Annotated in this window: 28 protein-coding genes; 2 read left to right on the forward strand and 26 right to left on the reverse strand. The window is 65.1% G+C overall.

What is annotated here, in order from left to right; genetic code table 11:
* Positions 1-191 precede the first annotated feature (191 nt).
* The 5 genes from VGH54_RS16700 to VGH54_RS16720 form a co-directional block, all read right to left on the reverse strand.
* Positions 192-1,187 (reverse strand): hypothetical protein, encoded by a 996-nt coding sequence (locus VGH54_RS16700; RefSeq protein WP_331513187.1) that lies wholly within the window; start codon positions 1,185-1,187, stop codon positions 192-194.
* Positions 1,184-1,495: a hypothetical protein gene (locus VGH54_RS16705; protein WP_331513188.1), complete on the reverse strand. Its 312-nt coding sequence runs from the start codon at positions 1,493-1,495 to the stop codon at positions 1,184-1,186. The genes VGH54_RS16700 and VGH54_RS16705 overlap by 4 nt, the downstream gene beginning before the upstream one ends.
* 79 nt (positions 1,496-1,574) lie before the next feature.
* Positions 1,575-1,865 (reverse strand): hypothetical protein, encoded by a 291-nt coding sequence (locus tag VGH54_RS16710; protein WP_331513189.1) that lies wholly within the window; start codon positions 1,863-1,865, stop codon positions 1,575-1,577.
* A 64-nt stretch (positions 1,866-1,929) separates the two neighbouring features.
* Positions 1,930-2,766 (reverse strand): helix-turn-helix transcriptional regulator, encoded by an 837-nt coding sequence (locus tag VGH54_RS16715; RefSeq protein WP_331513190.1) that lies wholly within the window; start codon positions 2,764-2,766, stop codon positions 1,930-1,932.
* An 11-nt stretch (positions 2,767-2,777) separates the two neighbouring features.
* The gene (locus VGH54_RS16720; RefSeq protein WP_331513191.1) at positions 2,778-3,521 is read right to left on the reverse strand and encodes a DUF6879 family protein; all 744 of its coding nucleotides are present in this window, start codon (positions 3,519-3,521) and stop codon (positions 2,778-2,780) included.
* 210 nt (positions 3,522-3,731) lie between these two features.
* Here VGH54_RS16720 and VGH54_RS16725 point away from each other — a divergent pair, with 210 nt between their 5' ends.
* Both VGH54_RS16725 and VGH54_RS16730 read left to right on the forward strand, forming a co-directional pair.
* Entirely contained in the window at positions 3,732-4,091 is a 360-nt protein-coding gene (locus tag VGH54_RS16725; RefSeq protein ID WP_331513192.1) for a hypothetical protein, read from the forward strand.
* A gap of 174 nt (positions 4,092-4,265) precedes the next feature.
* Positions 4,266-6,272, forward strand: a complete 2,007-nt coding sequence (locus VGH54_RS16730; RefSeq protein WP_331513193.1) for an FtsK/SpoIIIE domain-containing protein — start codon at positions 4,266-4,268, stop codon at positions 6,270-6,272.
* A gap of 684 nt (positions 6,273-6,956) precedes the next feature.
* Here VGH54_RS16730 and VGH54_RS16735 read toward each other — a convergent pair.
* The 21 genes from VGH54_RS16735 to VGH54_RS16835 form a co-directional block, all read right to left on the reverse strand.
* Complete coding sequence (locus VGH54_RS16735; RefSeq protein WP_331513194.1) at positions 6,957-7,127, reverse strand: hypothetical protein; 171 nt, start codon at positions 7,125-7,127, stop codon at positions 6,957-6,959.
* Positions 7,124-7,342, reverse strand: coding sequence for a hypothetical protein (locus VGH54_RS16740; protein WP_331513195.1), 219 nt, complete (start codon positions 7,340-7,342; stop codon positions 7,124-7,126). The genes VGH54_RS16735 and VGH54_RS16740 overlap by 4 nt, the downstream gene beginning before the upstream one ends.
* On the reverse strand, positions 7,342-7,506 hold the full coding sequence (locus tag VGH54_RS16745) for a hypothetical protein (protein WP_331513196.1): 165 nt from the start codon (positions 7,504-7,506) through the stop codon (positions 7,342-7,344). The genes VGH54_RS16740 and VGH54_RS16745 overlap by 1 nt, the downstream gene beginning before the upstream one ends.
* Before the next feature lie 11 nt (positions 7,507-7,517).
* On the reverse strand, positions 7,518-7,802 hold the full coding sequence (locus VGH54_RS16750) for a hypothetical protein (RefSeq protein ID WP_331513197.1): 285 nt from the start codon (positions 7,800-7,802) through the stop codon (positions 7,518-7,520).
* Between the two features lie 2 nt (positions 7,803-7,804).
* Entirely contained in the window at positions 7,805-7,957 is a 153-nt protein-coding gene (locus tag VGH54_RS16755) for a hypothetical protein (RefSeq protein WP_331513198.1), read from the reverse strand.
* Positions 7,954-8,118 carry a hypothetical protein gene (locus VGH54_RS16760; protein ID WP_331513199.1) on the reverse strand — a complete coding sequence of 55 codons (165 nt, stop codon included), beginning with the start codon at positions 8,116-8,118 and terminating at the stop codon, positions 7,954-7,956. The genes VGH54_RS16755 and VGH54_RS16760 overlap by 4 nt, the downstream gene beginning before the upstream one ends.
* A gap of 12 nt (positions 8,119-8,130) precedes the next feature.
* Entirely contained in the window at positions 8,131-8,310 is a 180-nt protein-coding gene (locus VGH54_RS16765) for a hypothetical protein (protein WP_331513200.1), read from the reverse strand.
* A gap of 74 nt (positions 8,311-8,384) precedes the next feature.
* Positions 8,385-8,630, reverse strand: coding sequence for a hypothetical protein (locus VGH54_RS16770; protein ID WP_331513201.1), 246 nt, complete (start codon positions 8,628-8,630; stop codon positions 8,385-8,387).
* Positions 8,627-8,857: a hypothetical protein gene (locus tag VGH54_RS16775; protein ID WP_331513202.1), complete on the reverse strand. Its 231-nt coding sequence runs from the start codon at positions 8,855-8,857 to the stop codon at positions 8,627-8,629. The genes VGH54_RS16770 and VGH54_RS16775 overlap by 4 nt, the downstream gene beginning before the upstream one ends.
* Positions 8,854-9,045, reverse strand: coding sequence for a hypothetical protein (locus VGH54_RS16780; RefSeq protein WP_331513203.1), 192 nt, complete (start codon positions 9,043-9,045; stop codon positions 8,854-8,856). Before VGH54_RS16780 ends, VGH54_RS16775 begins: the two co-directional genes overlap by 4 nt.
* Positions 9,042-9,311, reverse strand: coding sequence for a hypothetical protein (locus VGH54_RS16785; protein ID WP_331513205.1), 270 nt, complete (start codon positions 9,309-9,311; stop codon positions 9,042-9,044). Before VGH54_RS16785 ends, VGH54_RS16780 begins: the two co-directional genes overlap by 4 nt.
* A gap of 139 nt (positions 9,312-9,450) precedes the next feature.
* Positions 9,451-9,732 carry a hypothetical protein gene (locus tag VGH54_RS16790; protein ID WP_331513206.1) on the reverse strand — a complete coding sequence of 94 codons (282 nt, stop codon included), beginning with the start codon at positions 9,730-9,732 and terminating at the stop codon, positions 9,451-9,453.
* Positions 9,729-10,211, reverse strand: a complete 483-nt coding sequence (locus VGH54_RS16795; protein ID WP_331513207.1) for a helix-turn-helix transcriptional regulator — start codon at positions 10,209-10,211, stop codon at positions 9,729-9,731. The genes VGH54_RS16790 and VGH54_RS16795 overlap by 4 nt, the downstream gene beginning before the upstream one ends.
* Positions 10,208-10,573, reverse strand: coding sequence for a hypothetical protein (locus VGH54_RS16800; RefSeq protein ID WP_331513208.1), 366 nt, complete (start codon positions 10,571-10,573; stop codon positions 10,208-10,210). Before VGH54_RS16800 ends, VGH54_RS16795 begins: the two co-directional genes overlap by 4 nt.
* A complete protein-coding gene (gene dnaN, locus VGH54_RS16805; RefSeq protein ID WP_331513209.1) occupies positions 10,570-11,694 on the reverse strand; it encodes a DNA polymerase III subunit beta in 1,125 nt (374 codons plus the stop codon). Before dnaN ends, VGH54_RS16800 begins: the two co-directional genes overlap by 4 nt.
* The gene (locus VGH54_RS16810) at positions 11,691-12,023 is read right to left on the reverse strand and encodes a hypothetical protein (RefSeq protein WP_331513210.1); all 333 of its coding nucleotides are present in this window, start codon (positions 12,021-12,023) and stop codon (positions 11,691-11,693) included. The genes dnaN and VGH54_RS16810 overlap by 4 nt, the downstream gene beginning before the upstream one ends.
* Entirely contained in the window at positions 12,020-12,205 is a 186-nt protein-coding gene (locus tag VGH54_RS16815) for a hypothetical protein (RefSeq protein WP_331513211.1), read from the reverse strand. Before VGH54_RS16815 ends, VGH54_RS16810 begins: the two co-directional genes overlap by 4 nt.
* A complete protein-coding gene (locus VGH54_RS16820; protein WP_331513212.1) occupies positions 12,202-12,738 on the reverse strand; it encodes a 3'-5' exonuclease in 537 nt (178 codons plus the stop codon). Before VGH54_RS16820 ends, VGH54_RS16815 begins: the two co-directional genes overlap by 4 nt.
* 223 nt (positions 12,739-12,961) lie before the next feature.
* Positions 12,962-13,351 carry a hypothetical protein gene (locus VGH54_RS16825; RefSeq protein ID WP_331513213.1) on the reverse strand — a complete coding sequence of 130 codons (390 nt, stop codon included), beginning with the start codon at positions 13,349-13,351 and terminating at the stop codon, positions 12,962-12,964.
* Positions 13,348-14,595, reverse strand: coding sequence for a DNA cytosine methyltransferase (locus VGH54_RS16830; RefSeq protein ID WP_331513214.1), 1,248 nt, complete (start codon positions 14,593-14,595; stop codon positions 13,348-13,350). The genes VGH54_RS16825 and VGH54_RS16830 overlap by 4 nt, the downstream gene beginning before the upstream one ends.
* The gene (locus VGH54_RS16835; protein WP_331513215.1) at positions 14,592-15,002 is read right to left on the reverse strand and encodes an SsgA family sporulation/cell division regulator; all 411 of its coding nucleotides are present in this window, start codon (positions 15,000-15,002) and stop codon (positions 14,592-14,594) included. The genes VGH54_RS16830 and VGH54_RS16835 overlap by 4 nt, the downstream gene beginning before the upstream one ends.
* Between the last annotated feature and the right edge of the window lie 127 nt (positions 15,003-15,129).

Here is a 15,129-nt window from a genome sequence, read left to right on the forward strand (position 1 = left end):
TCTCCCCAGCGTAGGGGCCTCTTCGTTATCTCACGCTTAAGTTCTTGACAGCTAGCACATATCTTTCTGGCCGCCTTAACGGGCTGACCCGAATTTGTCTCACTTTGAAACAAGAAGCCCGGCGCGTCCGTTTGATAAGCGGACTCGCCGGGCTCTTTTTGTGTTTCTATCCACGTTAGGGTCGCATAACTTTAGCTGCGACCCAGCGCAACCAGGTGGGGGCGTTCCGACGGGGACCACCCCTCCGCCTTCAACGCGATCGCAGCCTTCCGACCGGTCGTCGCCTCGCACCCCACCAGGCGGGCCGCGTCGGTGCCGTTCAGGTCGATGCCCGCGTTCCAGGCGTTCTGTAGCAGCGCCTTCACCCGGTCGCCCTTCTTCCCCGGGGGGAGTGCCGCGACGAGATCCTCGAGCTTGGGGTTGGCCGCCAGTAGCTCTGTGACCTGCGGGTTCCCGTTGTTCACGCGGGGAGATTCACTCCGCACTGCCGCGGGGGTTGCGCGGGTTTCACTGCGGGATTCACGGCGGGATTCCCGCGCGATCCGCGCCTGTTCCTGTGCCGCCAAATTGGCGTCGGTCTCGGCCTGGAGTTGCTCCATCTTCCGGTCGTGGGCCGCCTGGTCCGCTTCCTGCTGACGCGCGAACTGCTCGTCGTTTAGACGTTTCTGCTCCATGTTCTGCGCCACAGCGCGTCGGGCTTCCGCGCTGAGATGCACCTCCAGTGCCTTGTCCATGGTTTCCAGGGTGGTGACCCGGGCGTACACCGCAACAGGGATACAGCCGGCGATGATGGCGATGACGTAGGCGACCACATTGGTGGCAACTTCCATGCCTGGTTCGGGGACGGACGGCTGGTGTTGTTGCACGAACAGCAGCATGTGCAGGATGTTGAACAAGGTCACCACCGGCAGGATCATCCGGCGGGTGCCCTTTGCGTGCCGCCGCAGCGGCCACTGCTGGCTGTCGGGGAGCTCGGCGTCCACCGCGAACGGGGTCACATACAGGACGGCAAGGTCGACGATGGCGGGGTACAGCCACGCCGGCCACCACGGCATCCCGATCCACGTGAGTACTTCGTGGGAGCCGTAGGACACCCAGCCCAGGATGACGACGGTGATGCCCTGGAGCACTAAGCGGCGCAGCCACCTGGTGCGCTCCGCTGGGGGCTCGGCCAACGCGTGGCTCATGCGGCTTTCTCCTCGGCTAGGAGCGCTTTGCCGTGATCAACGTGGTACTTCACGGTGTCCCAGTGGATGCCGATTTCGGCGTCGGCTTTCCGGTAGCTGACCTTCCCGGGGCCGGGGGCGTTCACCACGGCCAGGCCGACGTCGAGGCTGTCCCTAGCGGCGTCGAAGATGTGGTGTAGCCCGCGGATGCGTTCGATGTTCGCGTCGCGCTCGTGGGATGGGGTTTGGCGGGCGTAGTTGCGGATTGCTTCGACGATTTTGGCGGCTGCGGCGTCGGGGGTGCCTTTAGCGCGGGGGAGTGAGGCCACAGTTCGGCGCCCTTCGGTGTCGGGGTATGCCGGACAGCGTATGGCGGTGTGGGCTATCGCTATAGCCGACACGCCGCAGTCATCGGGCTTCACCAGCGCGGCGGGTCCGGTACAGCAGTGACACCCATGTCCCGATGGTCGGTTCGTCCCACCCGGCCATCCACTCGATCATCTTTCGGTCGTACTCGCCCAGTTCCACCCCGGCCAGGGCTTCGGAGATGGCGGCGATCCGGTCGGCACGGATCGAGGCCCGCCGCCGCTTGGCGTCTGGGTCGAACGGTGCAGCTGGTGGCCGCTGCTCGAACGGCGGCCGGATGCTCACCGGCTCCTCGTTCAGGGGGCCCATGGCGCGTTCGGGGAGTTTAGGCATCAGAGACTCCTGCTCCAGTTGGTCGGTCAGCTTTGGGGCTATCGCCGTAGCCGACACGCCGCAATCACAGACTGCGGTAGCGGTCGGCGACCTTAGTGAGGATCTCGCGGGCCTCGGGTCCATATTTGGCGAGAGCTTCCAGTTCATTGGTCAGCTCGACGTACTGCCGAATGTCGCGCGCCTCCTCCAGGAACGCAGTGTTCGTCAGGGTGCCGACCACGACGAACCGCTCGTCGTAGAGGTCCCAGGAGTGCAGTGGGGCCACCTTGGCGGGCTGTCCGAACGGGACGATGCCCACCCTCGCATTGACGCGGTAAGTGGCCACAGAAATGCGGTCGATCTGCTCCAGCATCACGGCCGGCGGCCCAAGTGCCCAGCCCAGCGCACCCTCGGTGAGGAGGATCAGCCACCGCCGAGGCTCAGTGTCCTTGTCTAGGAGGAGCTGCCGCTCAAGGCGCCCGGCGATCGCGCGCTCCGTGTCCTCGGCGCCCCAGCCTGCGGACTCCATGAGCGTCCGGGCGTAGCCGGGGGACTGGAGTAGGCCGGGAATGATATTGGGGGAGAACTCGCGAATGAGCGCGGAGTTCCGCTCGACGCGGCCGATGCGTGCCTGGATCGCGGCCGGGTCACGGTAGGCGACGACGCGCTTGTTTTCCGCCTTGACGTCTCGTGCCATGCTTAGGATTCGGCGCCGCTCGGCGGCGGGAACATTGAACGCCTCAGCCAGGGCGACAACGTCGGCCTCGGTTGGCACCTGCTTACCGGCGAGGAGTCGGGACACCTTCGATGCAAGGAGCCCGGTCTTAGCCGCTGTCTCCTTGCCGGACAGGCCAGCAGCCGCTTGCGCATCTCGCAGGCTTTGCGAGAGCGCGTCGCGGCCGCCGGTCTGTCCGTTCGCCATCGTGCTCCTGATCAGGCGGCCATGCGTCCGTCGCGGTGAAACTCCGGGTGCTTGGCCCACCACTGGTCGAACGGGGTGGCCATGGCCCAGGCGAGTTCCGCGACAGTCGCGTAGGGGTTGGTTGATGCGCTGGGCGCGGATACGGCGCCCACGTAGGTGCCGTCCTCGGTGTAACGCATCTCGACAGCCTCCAGGCCGTCGATCACGTAGAAGTCGCGGGCGGTGAAGAACCGTGCGGCCTCCGGGTAGGCGGTGGTGTCAAGAATCCGTACGTCCATTCCTGCGCGCACGTTGTAGGCGTAGCACCACTCGAACTGGTACCGCAGGTAGTCGTTGAGCGGCAGGTTCACGATGTGGACATTCCGCCAGATCTTGCCAGCGGCCCGGTCGTCACGGAGTTGCCGGTACCAGGGTTCCCGGTACGGCGAAATGGGTGTGGCGTCTCCGTTGACGTACCGCAGGTAGTCCTCGTCGTCAGATGGCACCCCGTAGTACTCCAGGGTCTGGACGCGCAGGAGGTCCGCGCGGTGCCGCTCGCCCAGGTAGTCGCCGAGGTCTGGGATGTCTGAGCCAACGAACTCGGGGGCGATCCGCCGGGCTTCGCTCTCGGTCCAGTGGATCCGGGCCTCGTTTTCGGGCAGGGTTGGGTCTTCGACGACCTCGCCGATCATCTCTATCCCCCCCTCGTCCGAACGTTCGATCGTGGGGCAGCTAGGGCCCGTACCGCAGAACACGTTCCTCAAGACCTTGTTCATCGGGGTCTCCCTCCCGAACCGGATGCGCCTCAGCCAGTGTTCCCGCTGCGTACCGATCTCGTCAAACAATAGCTTGCGGATTGCGATCTGACAATGCAACACTGTGGGCAGCTCGGGGTCGCCAGCTGGCCTAGGACCCGGGATCTCCCTCCCCGGTGGAAGCCCTGGCGACTCTGAGCAACCACCGACCTCCTCGTAGGAGCTGCACTGATGAGTCTGACCGCCGCACAGACCGCCCCCACCCCAACGCCCGCGGCGTCCCCCTTGGCCGGCAGGGACGCCGCGGGCACCGGACTCACCGTTGTTGAGGGTGCGCACTGGTCCGAACGACTGGGCACATACCGGACGGCGGGGTTGAGCGACGGATGGCCGCTGGCAGTGCCGTTCATCGGCACCCCGATCGGGTTGGTGCTGAATCATGTGATCCGGGACGGTGATTGGTCGGCGCTTCTGTACTCCGCCGTGGCGCTGATGGTGCTGCTCATCGTGGCGAGCCTGTTGGTTGAGCAGGTTGCGAAGGTGCAGAAGCGGCAGCGCCGGTTGAGGAAGGCCGATGGGCGTACTCGCTGACTTTTTGCGGGGTGTGGGGGTGGGCGCTGCGGGTGGGCGTCCGCCCCCTCGTTGTGATGCGTGCGGTAAGCGGATTTCGTTTTGCCCCCAGGCGTGTGGGTTTTGCATAGCTTGCTGCACTGGTCACGACGATGATGAGCGGGTTGAGGCGCAACGTTGGGGGTGGCGCTAGTGGTGACCCGAGTCAAGGCGCGTAAGAAGTCGCCGTCGTTGTCGAAGTTGTCGAAGATGGGTGCGGTTGAACTGTTCGGCTTGGGCCTGGGGTTGGCGTTGCGGCACGCGGTCAAAGCTGCGTGGCGGTTCCGTGCCGGGCTGATGCCGCTGTGGTGGTGTGTGGCGTTCCTGGTGGTCGGGTGGGCGGGGTCGGGGTGGTCGCAATACTGGGCTGTCCCGATCAGCCTGGGCCTGGTCGTGGCATCCGTCCTGTGGTTCGTGGGGGAGAAGCTGTCACCGCACGCCCAGTACTTGTGGCTGCACCTAGTGCCGTCGTCGTTGGATGACGGCAAACAGGGCGTGTTGGACCGCCCCACCGAGCGCGGGTACCTGTGCCTGCTGTTCCTCGGTGGCGGTAGTTGGTTGTCGGCGCGGATGCAGTACGGCTGGACCCCGGACGTTCAGATGGGATTGCTTGCCCTGCTCGCGGCGCTTGGTGTGCCGTGGTGGTGGCACCGGGGTTTCCGCCGCCGTAAGCCTGTGAATGTGTGGGCGCGGCGGTGGAAGCGCGTGGAGGGCTGCGAAGACTTAAAGCCGTGGCACGGGAGCCGCGTCACGGAGGTAACGGGGAACCGTAAGGCCACCACCTTGGAGGTCCGGTTGCGGCCGTCGCTGACGGTTGGACAGGTCGGTAGCGATGCTGTGCGGGTGGCGTCGACTCTCGGCCTGCGCCCTGGGGCGGTCACGGTTGCGGTTGACAAGGCCGCCGCCCGGCGGGTTTTGGTGCGGGTCGTGCCGCGCGACCCGTGGAACGGTGCACTGATCCACCCGTTGCCACCGGTCGGGTCGATGCTGCTGTCTAAGACGCCCACGCCGATAGTCGGCAAGTATGAGGATGCCTCCGAGGATCGCCTCAAGATTGGGCAGCACCTCCTGGCGGTTGGTGCCACCGGCTCCGGGAAATCTGCCTTCCTTGAATCTTTGCTCGCCTGGATTTTGGCCTACGCGGACGCCCGGGTCATCGCAGCCGACTTGGCGTCCGGCGCAACTTTCGGGATCTGGGAGTCCGTGTTCGCCGCCCCGTTGGCCACGGATGTGCGTGCCGCGCTCGATCTGGTTTGGCGGGTCTTCCGGGTCATCGAGTACCGCGAGGGTCTTCTGTCGCAGATGAAGCGGGAGGGCCAGCTGATCGACGTGCTCGAGCCGTCCCCGGACATGCCGTGGCTGTTTTTCATCATTGATGAGTTCCCGGATCTGATCAAGGCGGCGAAGCAGGACAAGCTGGATGTGATCACGGTGTTGGAGCGGTTGGCGAACAAGGGTCGCAAGGTCGGTGTGTGGTTGATCTTGGGTGCGCAGAACCCCACCGTCACAGATGTGGGGTCGACGGAGCTGCGCGGCGCCCTCACGGGAACCATCGGGCTGGGCCTGTCACAGCAGCAGTCGAAAACGCTGTGGGGGTCAGATCGGGCTGAGGGGTGGGACTCCACACCGCTCACCATCGGCACCTACCTGTTGCGCGACCGGGACGCCACACACCAAACCCCGAGGGTGGCGAAGGGCTTGTACGTGCCGGCCCGCCAGCGCCTTGATTTGATCCGTGCGGCGTCGGCCAAACGCCAGCCGCTTGATCACCAGTCGGCCGTGATTCTCGCGGGAAACACTGCGGCTGTCCCGCTCGGTGATACCGCGCGCACGGGGGCTTACCAGGAAGTTTCACCCCCTGAGGGGGCGTTCCCGCGCCTCCGTGTTGTGCGTGAAAATCACGCAGCTCAGCGCGTGATTCCCCCAGCGCCGGACCCTGTGATTCCCCCGAAGCCTGTGGGGATGTCGCGCCGTGAATCCTTGGCCGTTCTGGACGCGAAGGTGCTTCACGAGGTGCCCCCGTCACATCAGGGCAGCATCGGTGCGTCGGCTATCGCGGCGCAGTTGGATGTGACTCGGGACAAGGTGAATCGGTCGTTGGGGCGGCTTCAGAAGGCTGGCAAGGTGGCCCCGAATGGTGACGGAGAGTGGTGGTCTCCGTAGGGCGTGTTATGCTGGCAGCCTCGCGCGTGCGCACGCGCACCGGCGCGCGTTACGCGCGAGGCAGATCCGCACCGCACAGCCGCACGCAGTGCCTAAGCCCTGACGGTAGCGGGCCAGTGCGATGGTCACCCACAGCGACAACAGCCCGGCCGATGTTCTCGGCCGGGCTGTGTGCTGTCAGGTGTGCGCGTGGTCAGCGCCGCCACCACGGGCGGCTCGTGTCAGCTGTGAACTTCCATGCTGGCTCACCTGAGGCTGGGCCAGGGAAGTGCCACTCGTCCTCGTGGTCAGCGGGCAGGATGCACGGTGCGCCGCCGTGCCATCTCATGCCGCACAGGTGCGGGTTGGTGCCGCGAGCTCGGCGTGGGGCGCGGCCGTGAATCTCGCCGTTGGCATTCACTCTTGGCCCGCGTGAATCACGCCGGGTTTTCACGCTCGGGTTTTTCCAGGTTCCTCGGAAGTCGGCGACCCCGGGACCGTCGATGCTGTACCGGCCGCGGGTGTTGAACGTTGCGCCGAGGAGGTTGAACGACAGGGACCATCCGCTGTGGAGGAACCCCCGGATGAGACCGGACGGTCCGGGGCCGTCTTGTTTGCCTCGGCTGAGGTTGAGGACAACACCGAAGGCCCGGCCGCCGAAGAGGCGGATGCGTTTGCGGGGTGACCAGCGGGGGCGGCTGACGCTCACTGGACTGGTGCGGCGATTTGCTGGGTGACGTCCACGGCCCAGACCCAGGCGGGGCGGAGTGTGTTAACGATCCACGCCGGGTCGCCGTTGTGAATCTTCGCCTCGACCACGACGAAGATGACGAGCAGGACCGCCGCCCATGTCGCGCTCCGGATCGCATGCGTCATTCGTGGTGCCTCTCGTTAGGGTCCGTCAGGGGGCAGGTCCGTTCGGTTTGTGTCGTCCAGTCGGCCCGTTGCCAGTCGGGCTCCTCGCCGGGTGTCCAGCCGGCGAACTCCCAGTGGCGCCCACAGCCGGGTTGGTCGCATTCCCAGACCGATCCGACCTGCTCATGGCTGATTCGCGGCATGGTGCAGTCGTGGACCAGCTTCACCCAGGGCATCAGGCGTCCTCCTCGTCGTCGCAGGTGCAGTCGCAGTCGCCGCAGTCTTCGCAGTGGTCTTCGCCCGGCACCCCGCACTCTTCGCAGGGGCGGTCGTCGGCTTCGAGATAGGCGGGTGTGGCGTTGTCGTAGTCGCGTTGCGCGGCGGTGAACCAGTCACCCATCGCTGACCTCCTTAGAAGTACGCCAGTTGGCATGCGTTGACACCGGGTTGAATATCGGGCGTGACCCCGCCGGTCTGGAAGTCGGCCTCGACCTGCTGCTCGGACAGGTTCTGTTCCATGTAGCCCAACACGCAGCCGCAGTACGCGGCCCGCGCCCGCAGTTCGCAGCTGTATAGGAACGAGTTCTCGAAGTAGATGCCGAAGGCGCCGGTCGGGCGGTACGCGGCACAACCGGTGAGCAGCGTTGTGGCGATGGCGCAGGCGACGAGCAGTCCGACGCGCTTCGTGGTGGTCATGGTCAGTGTTCCCGTTCTTGGTGGCGCCACATATCGGGGTAGGTGTCGAAGTGTTGCCGGCACCCGGGGTACTGGCAGATGACGGTGTGGTCGGGTTGGCGTTGGTCGCGGAGGCTTTGCAGCCACTTCCGTAGGCCGGTCAGGGTTGTGGTCATGCGCCGAACTTCTGTGGGTGTCGCCGGATGTACTCGCCGATCAGGGCGCAGATCAGGTACCAGACGGCCACGAAGATGAACCAGCCCAGGCTGAAGCGCATGTAGACGGCGGCGAGGATTGCTAGGGCTACGGAGCCGGCCAGGAGGCGAAACCATGGCATGTTGGGACCCTTCTATGCGGCGTCGGCGGGGGCGTCGATGCTTACGCAGCCGCCCGTGGTGGGGTCGTATGTGTGCAGGTAGGACCAGGTGTAGAGGGGTTCACCGTCTGGGCGCACGCTGACGATGTGTCCGAGCCGGATGAATTTCTCGGTGCCGATCGGGCTGTAGCAGCGTTCGCAGATTGCCTGCATGGTGCCTCGTTTGGTGGCCGGTCGGGGTGGTTGACCGGGTATGGAACGTACTATAGCCCGCACCTTAGGTACGGTCAATGCCTAACTGGGGGCAACGCCAAAAACGCCGCACCGCCATCAGGTGCGACAGAAGGTGCCCGCGCCGCACCCTCCTCCTCCAGATACTCCGCCGCCGCGATGATCAGATCGGCGGCCTCTAGCAGGTCTTCGTGGACGGCGACGAGCCGCTCCGGGGAAGTAGAGGCGATCACGGTGGCGTTGTAGGCGATCTGCCGTGCCAACTCCCCCAGAGGAACATGCGCGTATGCGTGATCAGTCACGGCGCCTCCTCGTCCAGTTGTGGTGTCGGATCCCCTGGGTTGTGGATCACAACCCACTTGTCGGTGGGCACATGCGCGACACACGGGTAGTCGCCGCCCTTGCACACCCACTGCTGCCCGGCTGGCATCCCCCCCTCATCGGCAACCGCAACCGTTACCTTCGGCCGCTCCGTTGTGAACCCGCTGATCCGCATCGATTCTGGCGTTCCGCCGGGAAAGTCAGTCACGGTGTCTCCTCGGCGGCCGGATGGTGCTTCAGATGCCACCCGCAGCGGGGGCAGAACGGGATAGACAACCGGTACTCCCCGGGGATGCCCATGAACTCCTCACACACCAAACCCTGGCGCCCACACGGGCACTCAGGGTCGCCACAACCCGGGGAGTAATCGACACCACGCACCCTCTCGGTGTTCACGTCGGCCTCTTCACGGCGGTGGTGAGTTTCTCCATCAGCTGCTCCGCCTCGGTCCAAACCAACTCGTCCGCCGGGATTTTAATTGCGTCCCAGTGCTCGACCAGCTTGAACACGATCCCCCACACCTCCGGGGAACGTTTGATGTTGAACTCCCACAACGCCGAAGGGTCAGTGGCGCAGTGAGCGCAGCGGATGGTCATTTGGTCGTCATCCATCGTGCGCGGCCCACCACAGCGAGGACAGGGATCGGCACCTGTTTCGGTCACGGTGTCTCCTGCGGCGGCCATCAGTGTTTCCAATCCCAGGTGATGTCACACGTACACCCGACAATGCGGCCATTGCACGCCCAGCAGCCGTCGCACGTGCACGGGTCGTCTGGGCCGTGCGGGAACGCCTCTTCCTCGGTCACGACGTCTCCTCATCAGCCAGTTTGTAGGTGCCGGCGATCTGCTCATCAGTCATGAACCCGATCACCGCCGTCACGCAGCATTCATGCCCAAACGTTGACACCACCACCTGGTAGCCGTGTTTGAGTTCCATCCACGGCAGATGCGGAATGTTCGGCAGCGTGACCGGCTGTTGACCGCTGAACAGGAGAATGTCCGCGCGGTCGTTGTCGTGGACCTCAAGCACAACGCCGGGGTAGTGGGCCGGCGCGGGAAGTTCCGGCGCCCAACTCTTCCTCACGGTGTCTCCCCCTCATGGCACTCTTGACAACGGCACGCTGCGACCTTGGCCCGCAGTGCCGTTACCTCCCCGCGAAGAACCCAAGCCCAACCCGGCGTCGTCGCCCTCCTTGGGCGGGTTTGCAGGGGAGGAGGGTGCAGGGTGGGGTGCAAATTTGGTTCGCCGAGTGCGCTGACCAAAAGGTCGTCGGCGGTGACCCCGAAGATCCGGGACAACGCCAGCAGCTCATCCAAGTGCGGCGTGCGGTTCCTGCCGCGCTGGATGCGGCTGACGGTGTCGTTGGTCCAGGTGGTGTGACCGGCGTTGACCATGGCCTCGGCCAACTCCTTCTGCGTGATGCCCGCCTGCAAGCGCAGCTCCCGTATGGCGTTCCCGACACGGCGTTTGACACTGTCCAAGTCCAGGTCGGGTTTGGTGCGTCCGTAGCGGACACCGCGGCGGCGTAGCTCCTGCTCCCTGCTCAACTGCTCCCGACTCAAGGCGTGTCCGCCCAGTCGCGGGCCAGGATGTAGGTGTCGCACGGCCAATACACCTCTTCGAACTCGTAACCCTCCGGCCGGCACTCCATGCACACATGCCGGTGGGTGTAGCTGCTCACCACCTCCGGGTAGTGCAGAGCGAGGACGGCACGGCGAAGATCGTTCGGGCCCTCAAGGTTGGCGGCGTGTTCAGCCGCCACAGCCCGTTTCTTCTCCTCGAACTCCGCCGCCTCACGTTCCCGATCAGCCTTCGCTGCCCGCTCCCGGGCAGCGTCACGACCCGGGGAGTACTTGATGCTCAGGATTTGGCTGTGCCCGAGTGGTGGGTTCTTCAGCCACGATTCGTACGGCTCGCCGGTCATGCAGCTGCCCCCGGGAGTTTGACGGGCATCACCAAGTGACGGTACGAGCCTGGGTCGTCTCCCACGGCGAGGGCGGGCCGGGTGTTGGACTCCCCGAAGTGGATGGTCGCGCGCTCCGAAGCGCACGCATCCAACGCGTCCTTGAGGTACCGACTGTTGAACGCAATGACGATGTCCTCCCCCTCAGTGTCAGCGGGGAATTCGATGACGGAGGATCGGTCGTCGCCGGTTACGGTGACCTGCACAAGGTCTTTGGTGACGGTCAACGTCAACTGGTCGGTGCGGTCGGTGGCTGTGGTTGACGCTTGGGTGATGGCCCGCAACATGTCGGCGGTGACGAGGCTGATGTGACGGCCAGTTGGTGCGGCCCGGTCCATCAACGGCCGCCACCGGGGAAACTCGCAGTCCAACACGCGCCCTGTGGTCAAGTGTCCGGGGGTTTCCAAGCCGAGCAAGTGGCCACCAGCGGTGGTCAATGTGAGGGTGTCTGCGTCGCTCCCAGCGGCCCGTGTGGCCACACCCAACAGATCAGCCGGAACCAACATTTCGAACGGTTCGTCGGGTTTGGTGGGGGACCAGGGGATGACTGCGGCGGCCATCTGAAAACGGTTCGTCGCCGCCAACGTCAACTCTGTTGCATCCCCCTCCAGGCGGATGCCGGTGAGCATCGGCAACGTCGGATCCGTTGAAGCAGCATGGATGACTCTGCGGACTGCCATGCGCAAATCACCCGCGTTGACCGTGCCGACAGGGTCGCCCTGGTCGGGGAGTTTCGGGTACTCGTCGTGTTGCAGCGACGGCAACGTCCACCTGGCCCGATCCGCCAACACCGTCACCGAGCCGCTTGAGTCGTCGACACGGAGCTCGGCCTTACCGGCCACCTTCGCCACATCCACTAACAAACGCGCCGGGACCAACATCCGGCCCGGCTTCGTAACCGCCGCATCAATCGTGGCTGTGGCACGGCGCTCCAGGTCGAACCCCGACAACACCAGCTGCCCGTCCGCCGCATCAATCAGCAAGCCCATCAGGATCGGGATCGGAGACTTCGCCGGAGTCGCCCGTGCTGCCCACTCAGCAGCTTCATGGAGCACGCCGGCGGTTACAGTGAATGCGGTCATGAGGCCTTCTCCGCGAGTCCGTGGCTGCGCCCAGCTTCACGCATCGCCTCATGAACAGTGCCGGAGTCCTTCTTGTCTACCTCCAGCGCCCGCTTAGCCTCGGCCAGCGCGTGCTTCGCTCCGGCTTCCGCACCTTTCTCGTGGGCCTCCAGCCAGATCCCGTGCTCCCGTGCGGCCTGAGACGGTGCGTCCGAGTCGTACACCGGGGCACCCCACGGCGGACTGAACCTGCCGGACACCGTGTTGTCATCGTGGAGCACCGTGAAGGCCCCCCGCGACTCCCACTGCACAGTCACGGTTTGACTTTCGTTGTCGACGAAGATTCTCACGACGCCGCAACCTCCTCTGGGACCTCGGCGCGCTCGTCTGCGCGCCCAGCCCTATAGCCGGAGTCGTAGCCCTGGTCGTAGCCCTCTTCCCTGCCTTCGTTGAAGCCCTGGTCGTAACCCTCATTAAATCCTTCAGCCCGACTCTTGGCGGGGTCACCCTCATCCGTGTAGATCGTTTTCACTGGCCCGTCCTCAGGTAGTTGGCGCGATTCTGGAGTTCGATCAGACACTCGCCACAGGCCCGAACGTCTTCTGCGGCGGAATGATCGCCGGGGGCTACACCCAGGATCCGGGCCAACTGGGTGAGCCCCACTCTGTCGGCGATTGGCCGCCCAAGCACGCCACAGGCATACGTGGGCACGTCAAGCGGGTGATACGCCAGAGGCGCAAGGCCTAGCCCGTTCCGGGTAAACAGCGGCTTCAGGAACGAAACGTCGAACCCCGGGTTCGACCCGACGATCAGGCGTCCTGTTAGTGCGGCGTGGAAGCGACGGAGCGCCTCACCGTCCTCGTCCCACTGGGACTGCTGCCATAAGCCGCGCTCGTAGTAGCCGTTCAAATCTAGAGCTGCACCTTCGAAGTGCTCCAGAGAGTGGGACGGAACGAAGGTGTCCCTCTCACCCGTGTCCAAACACCACCAAGAGACCTCAACAACCTCGTGGAGAGTCGGGTTCAACCCCGCGGTCTCGAGGTCTATGCAGATGCACTCCTTCACGCGGCCCTCATCTCAACGCAGCATCCGCGCCAGTCTGTCTCGCAGGCGAAGTACTCGGCCTGACATGCGGGACAGCGTGGCGGCTCCGCCTCGGCGAACAGCGGTACGCGCGGGTCATGGGCAGGTTCAGGTGTGTCTGTGGTGCTCACTTGGTGCGCTCCTGGGGTGGTAGTCGCGCGTGCTGTAGAACTAAATCATACAACACTTTGGGCTAATTAGAAACTCAGGCGGCGGCCTGTTCGTCCGGATCAGACGACGGGATCCACACCCCATCACCCGGAATCACCCACTCCCGAAGATGGCGGAAGATCGGCACATCCTCCGGGGCCCGAGCCTCACCGCGAATCGCGAAGCCCAGGGCGTACGCCTCGGCCCTACCCTCACCGGTATTTTCCGCAAAGTTGTGGCAAGAGCCGGGGGTGTTCGCCGTGCCACACAAAACGATCAAGTTCGCCGGGGTGTGCGCCCCTGCGCGGCCGCCGGCGCCGCGGGCCCTCCTGTGCTGTAGTGAGTACACCTGCCCGATCAGCTGCCGGGCGCATCGGTCGCAGCTGTACTCGGCCCTGGCGACAACCATCTCCCGCAGCTTCTTGGGCACCACTGAGCGCGTCACGCCACCGCCTCCAGTCCGACAGAGACGAACTGCGCCAAGACGGCGGCAGCCAGCAACGGGGGAACAGCGTTACCCACCTGTTGGTACTGGGAGGTCTTCGTACCGAACCACGGGTAGTCGACGGGGAACGACTGCAGCACGCCGGCCTCTTGGACGGTGACGCGCACCGAATCGCCACTGAACTGTGCCTCTCCACCAGCACGGTCCTTGTGCCCCGGCGCCCCGATGCGGGCATCACCACATACCGTTGTCGCGGGCCGCTCCGCTACCCAGTCGACGGCGTTACCACGGCCACCGAAGAACAGGGTTCCGGCAGGTTCGTCGAGTTCACGGACGCAGGCGTTGTCCTGGGTGCCGTTACGTAGCACCCACGCCGCAGTGCCCTTGCCGGTGATGGTGTGCGCCGGATCGGAGTCGGGCCGTGGCTCAACCATCGTTGATGTCGCGCCGGCGGGGGCCATGGCCACTATCTGGCGGAGCTTCTCTCGGTTGGCCGCGTTGGCGAACACCTCCGCGCCGCCGGTCTCCGTACCCCCACTTGAGACGGTCCAGGACGGTCGGTCGTTCAACCCCCACCCGAGAGCTTCCGCCATCGACACCGGAAGTGGCAGTGGTGACCCGAATAGGTCGTCGTCGACCTGAGGGTCTTGACCGGACCTGTATGACTGGCGCGTCGGGGGCGGCGGCCCAACGGGGCCGTCGAGTGAGGCGACGAGGATGGCGCGCTTCCGAGTCTGAGGCACCCCGTACTCCTCGGCGGACAGGATGCCGCACCACGCCCGGTATCCCATGCCCCACAACTGATCGACCATGTACTGCCAGATCGGCAACACCGGCGGCACCTGCTCCAACGCAACCCACCGTGGACGTAGGGCGGCGATGTAGCGCATCGGCTGCGCAGTCAAAGCAGAGCGTTCGTCTACCCAGGCGTAGTCACCTGGTTCACGACCGGTGGTGTAGTCGGCGATCAAGCGCAGCACGTTGGTAACGTCGTCTTTCCCTGCGCCTGACCCGGCGGTAGAGAAGGAGGGGCAGGGCGGTGACGCGATCAGGCCGTTGATCTTCCCGGCGAACGGCGCGGTCGGATAGGTGGCCACGTCGGCTTGGATCCGCCAGTGCCCCGCACAGGTAGCGGTGAGGCAGGCGTCCCGGTTGTGCTCAATGCCGACGAGGGGCCCTGAGTAGCCAGCCAGTCGGGCCCCCTCGTCCCATCCGCCGGGGCCCGCGAACAGATCTAGGATCATGCCGCCTCTTCGCCGAGCAGTTCCGCGAGTGCCGAGTCAAGGGCATCCCCGTACGGTTCCGAACCGGGCGCAAGAGTGGTGGCCGCCAGGAATTCGGTCACCCAGGAACGCTCCAAAACGAGGTCGACAGAGATGCCAGCCTCGTGGCGCGAACCCAGGAGTGTGACCGTGTAGCCGCGCGGGTCCGCCGAGCAGCGCACATCGCCCATCCCAACCGGTCCGTCCAGTCCCTGCTCAAGTAGTTCCCGAGAGAACGCCCAGAGGGGAAAGTCTGGGTAGGCGGGGAATGCGATCACGACTGCGTACGGGTCGTCGGCCACCCAGGTCAGTCGGAGCCGCATCACCCCCGGAGGTGCGCCGCTCGGATATGCGTAGGCGGTGTACTCGCGGGTGACCGAGGTGCTCATGCCGCTATCTCCCCGGCTGTCTCGACGTACAGCCACATGCCAACCTCGTCGCACTGATCGGGGGGAAGAATCTTCGGCATCAGCTTCGTCATGAAGTTCGGCGCATCGTCTTCCACGAGGTCGAGCC

Origin of the sequence: Mycobacterium sp. (assembly GCF_036488105.1) — a bacterium.
GTDB lineage: Bacteria > Actinomycetota > Actinomycetes > Mycobacteriales > Mycobacteriaceae > Mycobacterium.